The 8877-nt window shown below is 57.0% G+C and carries 9 protein-coding genes; 5 read left to right on the forward strand and 4 right to left on the reverse strand.

Annotated features, from left to right (window positions below; all coding sequences use genetic code 11):
• The 3 genes from ACXJ5O_RS12795 to ACXJ5O_RS12805 all read right to left on the reverse strand — a co-directional run.
• Positions 1-315 (reverse strand): hypothetical protein (locus tag ACXJ5O_RS12795; protein WP_457300214.1); only part of this gene is annotated, 315 nt, incomplete at its 3' end.
• A 10-nt stretch (positions 316-325) separates the two neighbouring features.
• Entirely contained in the window at positions 326-3118 is a 2793-nt protein-coding gene (locus ACXJ5O_RS12800) for a S10 family serine carboxypeptidase-like protein (RefSeq protein WP_457300215.1), read from the reverse strand.
• A gap of 115 nt (positions 3119-3233) precedes the next feature.
• Entirely contained in the window at positions 3234-3665 is a 432-nt protein-coding gene (locus ACXJ5O_RS12805; protein ID WP_457300216.1) for a winged helix-turn-helix transcriptional regulator, read from the reverse strand.
• Positions 3666-3754: 89 nt separating this feature from the next.
• Between ACXJ5O_RS12805 and ACXJ5O_RS12810 the strand changes: the two genes are divergently transcribed.
• Positions 3755-4570 (forward strand): oxidoreductase, encoded by an 816-nt coding sequence (locus tag ACXJ5O_RS12810; protein ID WP_457300217.1) that lies wholly within the window; start codon positions 3755-3757, stop codon positions 4568-4570.
• Between the two features lie 59 nt (positions 4571-4629).
• Entirely contained in the window at positions 4630-5631 is a 1002-nt protein-coding gene (locus ACXJ5O_RS12815) for an NADP-dependent oxidoreductase (RefSeq protein ID WP_457300218.1), read from the forward strand.
• Positions 5632-5740: 109 nt separating this feature from the next.
• On the opposite strand, the gene ACXJ5O_RS12820 is transcribed toward ACXJ5O_RS12815, so the two are convergent.
• Entirely contained in the window at positions 5741-6394 is a 654-nt protein-coding gene (locus ACXJ5O_RS12820) for a hydrolase (protein ID WP_457300219.1), read from the reverse strand.
• Between the two features lie 152 nt (positions 6395-6546).
• Here ACXJ5O_RS12820 and ACXJ5O_RS12825 point away from each other — a divergent pair, with 152 nt between their 5' ends.
• The 3 genes from ACXJ5O_RS12825 (at position 6547) to rpsI (ending at position 8666) form a co-directional block, all read left to right on the forward strand.
• Positions 6547-7434 (forward strand): LysR family transcriptional regulator, encoded by an 888-nt coding sequence (locus ACXJ5O_RS12825; protein WP_457300220.1) that lies wholly within the window; start codon positions 6547-6549, stop codon positions 7432-7434.
• A gap of 285 nt (positions 7435-7719) precedes the next feature.
• On the forward strand, positions 7720-8184 hold the full coding sequence (gene rplM / locus ACXJ5O_RS12830) for a 50S ribosomal protein L13 (RefSeq protein ID WP_112551331.1): 465 nt from the start codon (positions 7720-7722) through the stop codon (positions 8182-8184).
• A 2-nt stretch (positions 8185-8186) separates the two neighbouring features.
• Complete coding sequence (gene rpsI / locus ACXJ5O_RS12835; RefSeq protein WP_112530868.1) at positions 8187-8666, forward strand: 30S ribosomal protein S9; 480 nt, start codon at positions 8187-8189, stop codon at positions 8664-8666.
• Positions 8667-8877 lie beyond the last annotated feature (211 nt).

Consider the following 8877-nt stretch of genomic DNA (forward strand, 5'->3'; position numbering starts at 1 on the left):
ATGATTGCCGTCGATCTGCGCAAAATGATCGGCGACGAAGCCCCAGCCAGCATCGTTGGCGCCTTGAACAGTCAAACTATTTGTTCCGCGCGCCGCCTCATTGAATTTCTTCTGCAATTTTTGATCGACCGCTGACTGGACACTTTCCTGGCTCAAGGGAGGCGCGTCTAGGTCGGCGGGCGGCACAAAGAAGCCATCGGCAATATCGACGATGGAGGCCCATCCAGGATGCAGAGCGCTTTCATTGAGGGGCATGGCCATCGCGGGGGTTGAGCCGAGAGCCAGAAGAGCGACAACTATTGAAAGATTTTTCATCGGTGTAATCCTAGTGAAGTGTCAGCGCGGGTACAGCCGCAGCGCGTGGGGTCGCTGGTGCACCAGTTGCACCAACTGGCGGTGCGATGGCAACGGGCGGCGCCTTGTAGAAATCGGCGACATCCTTTTTCAAGGCCACGCGCGCATCGTCGGAATAATAGATCATATGCCCGCCATGGTAATTCTTGACCGGAATGCGAGCTTTCAATCCGCTTTTCCCAAGGTTCCATTCGGTGGTGTAAAAAGGCGTAACCGCATCGTAATAGCCATGCACGGCCAGATACTTGACGGAAGGGTCGGCCGCCAGCGCAGTAGTAATGTCGGGTAAGGTGGTAGTAGTGGTACGCTCCGTCGTGCCATTTTTCCAGATCCACTGACCGTTGATGCCATCAACACCAAGCCGGAGCTGCTGGTAATAGGATCCGTTGGTATAATTGAGATATTCGGTCAGATAGCGTGCAAAGACGTTGTGAAATGCCTTGTGTTCGTAAAAATTAAAATCATAGGGCTTGTAGGTGTCGAAACCCCATTCCTCGCCACCCTTCACATACATCCGGCTGTCGTAGATATTGAGCCTGTAGCCCGGCTTGAACGATTCCATGAACGATCCGTAGAACTCAGTGCTTTTGAAAAACCTGGCTGGTACAATTGAGAAGGGCATTATCATCAAGCGTTTCCATGCGGCTGCTGCAACTCCCGTATAATCCTCAGCGCTTTCAAAATGGGCGAGACCTTCGCTACTTTCTGCATAGGTATCCCAGGCCGGTTTAAATAGCAGACTCGCGATAGAGAGGACGAACTGCCGAACTACGGGCAAATGTCCCTCTAAGGTAAATTTTCGCAAGTCATCGAGGTAGGATGGAGCAATATCCATCTTCGCGCCCGTATCTGCTGCGGCGTAGGCCTTGTGCGTCATGGCATAGGTTGGAAACAACGTCCAGCATGCGGGGCCGGCGCACTGTTGGCACATTGAGCCCATATCAAACACAGGCGAGTGAAAGACCGAACCGCTCAAGGCAATGGTCTTTTTGCCGGATGGGTCCGGATCATAAGCCCCTGTACCCGCCTCTACCATCATTCTGGACAGGATTGGTGCGCGAATGCCACCGCCATAGGATTCGCCATAAAGATATTTGGGCGACGATTGGCGCTGGTTCAAATTGACATAGTGTTTAATGTTTTGAAACAGGACATCCGCGTCCACCTGCACACCCCAGAAATCCTTGTTCACATGGGGTGCAATGGCCTGCGAATAGCCGGTTCCGGGCGGATCGATAAAGACCAGGTCGGTTTCGTCGAGCAGCGATTCCGTGTTGTCGGCCAGCGGCAGGTCCTCCGGCTGCTTCTCGGCAGCATCGGGAGCGACAGCAGGGCTGTTCATCTCAATGCGTTGTGGCCCCCAAGCCCCCATATGCAGCCAAACCGAGGACGAGCCCGGCCCGCCATTGAAGACGAAAGTAACGGGGCGGTTGTCCTTCGGCAGATCGTCGCGCGTATAGGCAGTATAGAAAATCGACGCCTGCGCATCCTTCTTGTCTTTCGGCGCATAGGCGATCAGATGACCGGTACTGGCGGTAAACCAGAAGGTCTTGCCATTGAGCGTCATCTTGTGCCGCTTGACTGCGGGCTTCTCATCGACATCCTTCGGGTCAAGTGATGCGGACTTGCTATCGTCATATTTTATCTTGTCCTGAACCACATAATCCGCCGGCGCGTAGACCTTGTAGGCTTCCTCGTCCATGCCGGCGCGGGTGTACATATCTGCCGCCTCTTCGCGCATTCCAGCCGCCTTGAACATATCTGCAGCGTCCGGGACCATTCCGGCGTCCTTGAACGCAAGCGCCGCTTCGGCAAACTTGTCCTGCGCCTTCAGATCCAGCGCCAAGGCCCGCGCCGTCTGCAGCCGAAGTGTCTCGGTCAAACGATCTATCGCACCGGTCAGCCTGGCAATTTCATCCCTGGCCTTGGCGATCTTGCCGGGGTTTTCCTGGGTTCCGTCGCCTTCCAGTGCCGCCAACTCGGTTTTGGCTGTTGCGATGCTCCCCTCGAGGGTTTTCAGTCTGGCCTGCGTCACGGCGATCTCGCCGCCCTCGCCATTCAGCCGCTTCAGCGTGGCCTCCGCTGCCGTCAAAATACCGGTGAGCGTGTTTGCATCTTCCGTCAGCTTGGTGAGCTTGGTTCCGGCCTTCTGGATCGCGCCGGAATCGTCTTTCGAATCGAGTGCCGACAGCAGCGCGGCGAGTTTGGCGATCCCCGGTTTTTCGGAGGTACCCTCACCGCTCAGCAGCGCTAACTGGTCTTGCGCATTGCTCAGGTCCGTCGCCGCAGATGCAAGCTTGTCCTTAAGGTCTTCGAGCCTCTTTTGTGCAGCGGCAATCGTCGCCGGTTCGGCCTTGTCGCCGATGAGCCTGGCAACATCGTCGGCAGCCTTGGCAATCTCGCCCGGTTTTTCCTTCGTTCCATCACCGCTCAGGCGTGAGATGATCTCGCTCGCGGTGTTTGCGGTTTCGCCAAGGCCTTTGACTTGCGCGACAAGCGCATCGATTTTGGCCGTAACCGGGCCAATCCCGGCATCTGTGGAACCAATCCGGCCGTTGAGCTGGTCGAGTCTCGTCTGGGAGTCAGCGAGCTTTGTACTGAGGCTGGTAACTTTGTCGTTCAGCGCAGCAAGCTGCGCATTGGCAGCATCGGCAAACGTTGTGTCGGATGTCTGCACGACCGGTGCGGGCGGCGCAGACGAGTCGGAACCATCGCAGGCGGCAAGAGCAATAACCGGGACAAGCAACAAATATCTGAAATTCATCGGGCGCAAATTCCTTTTGGGATAATGCTCCCAATCTCTGCGGCCCGCTGCGGATTGACAATTCGTCTAAAGTTTAATCACAGCGCCAAATTGCACATTTTTTAACATGAACTGGCTACCCGGGTAAGACAGTGCGAATGGCACGCGTACCAACCGGAGCGCCGGTTTCGCGGTCGATGGTGACCGGTTCGATCTCCGTTCCGGTCTCGGCGTCGAAGAACCGCGTCACCTCGCCCCCGCCGCGATGCTTGCGTCCCCACGCGCCGATCGCAAACAGCACCGGCAGAAAGTCTCGGCCGGCTTCCGTCAGCACATATTCGTCCCGTGGCGGACGTTCGGAGTAGCGGCGTTTCTCCAGCAGCCCGTCCTCAGTCAGAGCTGAAAGCCGCGCCGTCAGCATCGTCGGCGCGATCTGGAGGCTCTTGCGGAATTCATCAAAGCGAGTGAGGCCCGCATGGGCATCCCGAATGATCAGCATACTCCATGCATCCCCCACAAGCGCGAGGCTGCGGGCGATCAGGCATGGCTGGTTTGAAAGATTTTTCATGTCGATATCTTTTTGATAGTGACTTACTACTAAATTCATAGTAACTGATTGTTCATCGATACTCCACGACAAAATGAAAGCAGAAGGCAATGAACAAGACAGAACCCCGCGTCGCCCTGGTAACGGGCGCTTCCTCCGGCATTGGGCTGGTAACGGCAAAAGCACTGCGGCGCGATGGCTACCGTGTATTCGGTACCAGCCGAAAGCCAATGTCGGATACCACGGACGGGATCACGATGCTGATCTGCGATGTGACCGATGACGCATCGGTGCAGGCGGCCGTCGACGATGTTCTCAGCCGCGCCGGGCGGGTCGATCTGCTCGTCAACAATGCCGGGATCGGGCTGCTTGGCGGCGCTGAAGAGTCCTCCGCGGCGCAGGCAAAGGCTGTGTTCGACGTGAACGTGTTCGGCGTCCTGCGGATGACAAATGCAATTCTGCCCGTGATGAGACGCCAGCGCAGCGGCCGAATTGTCAACCTGAGTTCAATACTCGGGCTCATTCCCTCCCCCTATAATGCCCTCTATGCATCGACCAAACACGCTATCGAGGGCTATTCGGAATCCCTCGACCACGAAGTTCGAACGCAGGGCATCCGCGTTGTACTTGTCGAGCCCGGTGTGACCCGCACATCCTTCGAAGAGAATATCACCCGGCCGGACCAGCCGCTTCCCGTCTATGAAACTATTCGTGCCAACGCGGAGAAGCTGATGCGCGAAATCATTGCGAAGGGTGACGCACCGGAGGTGGTCGCCGCAACGGTCGTAAGGGCCGCCAATGCCGCATCGCCCAAAAGACGCTACACTGCAGGCAAAGCGGCGGCGCAAGTCCGGTTTATGCGCCGCTTCCTGCCGGAGTCCTTCGTCGACAAGAACTTGCGGAAATTCAGCGGACTTCCTGCCTGAGCGCCGATAGTGCCCCTGTTTGGCTTGCCCGCTGACCACCGAAACGAAAGCTAATTCCAATGAAGTCATTCCTGATCGATCGCTATGTGAAAGGCGGGTCACTGCGTTTCACGGAAAGTCCGGAGCCGGAGCTGCGGGAGAATGATGTGATGGTGGCGATTCACGCCGCCAGTGTGAACGTTCTGGATAACAAGATCAGGGATGGAGAGTTCAAGCTCATCCTGCCATACCGCCTTCCGCTGGTCCTCGGCAACGATGTAGCGGGCGTCGTGGTCCGGGTCGGGRCCAATGTCCGGCGGTTCAAGCCCGGTGACGAGGTCTATGCACGCCCGGCCCAGGATCGCATCGGGACATTTGCCGAATATATCGCCGTGGACGAGGCCGATGTAGCGATGAAACCGCAAAACCTGACCATGGAAGAGGCCGCATCGATTCCACTTGTCGCCCTTACGGCATGGCAGGTACTTGTGCAGCGAGCCAACTTGCAGAAGGGGCAGAAAGTCCTGATCCATGCKGGCTCGGGCGGCGTGGGCACGATTGCGATCCAGCTTGCCAAGCATCTCGGGGCACATGTGGCGACGACCACAAGCACGGTAAATATCGATCTCGTCAAAAGCCTCGGCGCAGATGTCGTGATCGATTACAAGAAGGACAATTTCGAGGAAGTCCTGCAGGACTACGACGTCGTACTGAACAGTCTCGGCACGGACACGCTGAAAAAATCCGTTGGCGTGCTGAAGCCGGGCGGAAAGCTGATTTCGATTTCCGGTCCGCCAGACCCGGATTTTGCAAAAGAAAATGGTTTCGGCTGGCCGCTGCGACTGGTCATGCGCCTCTTGAGTTTGGGCATCAGGAGAAAATCGAAACGCCGGGGCATCAGCTATTCCTTTCTCTTCATGACGGCCAACGGCGCGCAGCTTGGTCAGATCACCTCGTTGATCGAGGCAGGTGCCATACGACCGGTAGTGGATCGGGTGTTCCCGTTCGGGAAGACCAATGAGGCGTTGGAGTACGTCGAGACGGGTCGCGCGAAGGGGAAGGTAGTCGTCGCTGTGAAGTGACGTCTCGGGCCCAAAAAGGCCGCTCCATTACCGAGAGGGGGTGACGAGGTTCGAGAAGCCATCCGCTTTTTCGCAACGTCGCTCGAAAACCTCTGCACCCCCGCTCAAATCAGCCCGCGTTGCCAGGCACGGGCGTGTTGAGCAGCTGCTGCTCCCAAAGATACGCGATGCCGCTGCCGCTCATGTGCGAGATGAGCACTTCGGTCAGCTCTTCGACGTGCTCGGTGCGAGCCCAGTCACGCTGCCATTCGCCAGCAAGAGCCATCCAGGTCATCATGTTAACGCCGGCCGCGATCATCCGCTGTATGGCGACCTGGTGAGACTCGGTTGAACTTCCGCCCGATGCGTCGGTAATGACGGTCACGTCCCAGCCTTCGCCGGCTGCCTGAATCGCAGGCATCGCTACGCAAACTTCGGTCCACAGACCTGCGATGATCAATTGCTTGCGGCCGGTCGCCTTGACCAGATCCAGCACCTTCTCGTCCTCCCAGGTATTCACCCAGGTCCGATCAATCACTTCCTGCCCCGGGAAGACGTCAGTGATTTGCTTGAAGAGCTTGCCACCACGATCCGCTATCACGCTGGTGAGGATCGTCGGAACATTGAAAGCTTTTGCCAGCTTTGCCAGCGCGGTCACATTGTTGACCACTGCCTGCGGATCGTGGCTGTTCAGGTTCGCGAGCTGGTAGGGCTGGTGGTCGATCAGAACAAGGACGGAGTCTTCGGGACGTAGAAGAGAATCAAGGCCGTTACGAAAGGTCATTATTACTTCCTATGCTGTCGTTGTTAGTGAGGTTGGTTTGCGGGAAGACATGCGCCAGCGGCGACGTTGCCTGAAAGGGACATTGCCGTTCCCACGCGTGATGCGGTAGTACCCTTAAGTGTTAAGCTGTGTCGCGAAATGGGGAACGCTGAATGGATATCGATGAGCTACGGACATTCGTAGAAGTTGCTGATGCTGGTGGCGTTTCGGCCGCCGCGCTCCGGCTCGGCGTCTCCAAGTCGATCGTCAGTCGTCGGCTCTTCCGGCTTGAAGCGGAACTTGGCGTCCAGCTTCTTGCACGAACTACTCGCGGGGCTGCTCTAACAGAAGCCGGGGCCACGTTCCGGGACTATGCAGCAAGAGTCTCCGCCGAGATCGATGTGGCCAAGGAAACGATCCTGCCCGCCGGCGACCTTCGCGGCCGCTTGCGCGTTGCCGTGCCGCTCTCTTTCGGACAGACGCACTTCGCTCCCATCCTCGCGGAAATGGCGCGACGCCATCCCCAGCTGCAAATCCACGCCTGCTACAGTGATCGCTTTGTCGATCTCATCACAGAAGGTTACGATTGTGCGATACGAGTTGGCTATCTTCAGGACTCCAACTTGATCGCAAGACGCGTCGGAGCGATCTATGGGAAGCTCGTCGCGAGCCCGGACTATATCAAGGTGCATGGGTCACCCGAAACGCCGGAGGAGTTCCTCGCTCATGAGGCTCTCATGCAGGGTACCGAAGCCTGGCAACTCATGGATGGCGACAAGATCATCACGGTTCGTCCGCAGGGGCGCTTCAAGGCCGACAACGGCACTGCTCTCGTCGCCGCCGCGGCAGCAGGACTCGGGATCGCTTACCTGCCCGATTGCCTTACCCATGAATATATAGCCTCCGCCGCGCTCGTGCCGGTCATGACGCGTTATCCACCACCCCCGGCAGGTGCATATGTCATCCGCCCGCCAGGTCAGCATCCCGCACGGAAGATACGGGTCCTCACCGAATTGCTGATCGAGTATTGCGAACCTGCTCCGCGTGAAAATGAGACTTGAGTCAGTCTTCTCGCTACAGCCCCCCATTCTTCCAGCGGTCAAATACTGCCCGAAATTATGTGGTAATATAATACCTTTTCAATAAGTATCTGTATTTGCAAGATTATTTCTGGTATGGCGCGAAAATCGTCACTTGACGCGAGCGCCCGGCCCCTTTATTGAAACCCTCGACTGCGGTGGGGTTTCCCGCCGTTTTTCATTGTTATGCGAATTTTCATCGATCCGCATAACCCAAGCAACAAKAAAAGCCTTCTTTTATGAAGGATGATCTCAAGGACGAACACAATGGCTACCTTCACACAGAAGCCGGCAGATGTGACGAAAAAGTGGATCCTGATCGACGCCGAAGGTCTCGTCGTCGGCCGTCTTGCTTCCATCGTCGCCAACATCCTGCGCGGCAAGCACAAAGCAACCTTTACCCCGCACGTGGACGATGGCGACAATGTCATCATCATCAACGCCGACAAGGTTGCGCTCACCGGTAAGAAATTTACCGACAAGGTTTATTACTGGCACACTGGCCATCCCGGCGGCATCAAGGAACGCACTGCCCGTCAGCTGCTCGAAGGCCGTTTTCCGGAACGCGTCGTTGAAAAGGCTGTCGAGCGCATGGTTCCCCGTGGCCCGCTCGGCCGTCGCCAGATGAAGAACCTGCGCGTTTACGCCGGTTCCAACCACCCCCATGAAGCTCAGGCACCTGAAGTCCTCGACGTTGGCGCGCTGAATTCCAAGAACAAAAGGAGCGCATAAGAATGGCTGAGCTCAACTCGCTCGCAGAACTCGGTACCTCTGCCGTCGCCCCGACGCAGGCCGCTGCACCGGTTCATGTACAGAAGCTCGATGCCAAGGGCCGTGCCTACGCAACCGGCAAGCGCAAGGATGCGGTTGCCCGCGTCTGGATCAAGCCAGGTTCCGGCAAGATCGTCATCAACGAAAAGGAATACGGCAAGTATTTCGCCCGTCCGGTTCTGCAGATGATCCTGCAGCAGCCGATCGTTGCTGCCAATCGCGCCGGCCAGTACGACGTTATCGCTACCGTTGCCGGTGGTGGTCTGTCCGGTCAGGCTGGTGCCGTTCGTCACGGTATCTCCAAGGCCCTCACCTATTTCGAACCTGCACTGCGCGGCGTTCTGAAAAAGGGCGGCTTCCTGACACGCGACAGCCGCGTCGTCGAACGCAAGAAGTACGGCAAGGCGAAAGCCCGTCGCTCGTTCCAGTTCTCGAAACGCTAATATCGCTTCATACGGACACGAACAGAAAGCGGGCCTTCGGGTCCGCTTTTTTGTTGCGCTGAAGAGAGTTTGTCCGGCATTTGATGGCGATTATCTCTCCCTTGCGGGAGAGAAAGTGATTTCAGCATCTTAGCCCTTGCTAAGTACTAGAAATCGCCAGAGAGGGGATTTGCAATTGTCAAACTGCCCCCCCTCTTGGATTTTCTAAGGA

Source organism: Phyllobacterium sp. P5_D12 (assembly GCF_054049495.1).

Excerpts from the sequence above, each read along its gene's own strand:
- ACXJ5O_RS12800 (WP_457300215.1), bottom strand. The coding sequence starts at position 3,118 with ATGAATTTCAGATATTTGTTGCTTGTCCCGGTTATTGCTCTTGCCGCC.
- ACXJ5O_RS12805 (WP_457300216.1), bottom strand. The coding sequence starts at position 3,665 with ATGAAAAATCTTTCAAACCAGCCATGCCTGATCGCCCGCAGCCTCGCG.
- ACXJ5O_RS12810 (WP_457300217.1), top strand. The coding sequence starts at position 3,755 with ATGAACAAGACAGAACCCCGCGTCGCCCTGGTAACGGGCGCTTCCTCC.
- ACXJ5O_RS12820 (WP_457300219.1), bottom strand. The coding sequence starts at position 6,394 with ATGACCTTTCGTAACGGCCTTGATTCTCTTCTACGTCCCGAAGACTCC.
- ACXJ5O_RS12825 (WP_457300220.1), top strand. The coding sequence starts at position 6,547 with ATGGATATCGATGAGCTACGGACATTCGTAGAAGTTGCTGATGCTGGT.
- rplM (WP_112551331.1), top strand. The coding sequence starts at position 7,720 with ATGGCTACCTTCACACAGAAGCCGGCAGATGTGACGAAAAAGTGGATC.
- rpsI (WP_112530868.1), top strand. The coding sequence starts at position 8,187 with ATGGCTGAGCTCAACTCGCTCGCAGAACTCGGTACCTCTGCCGTCGCC.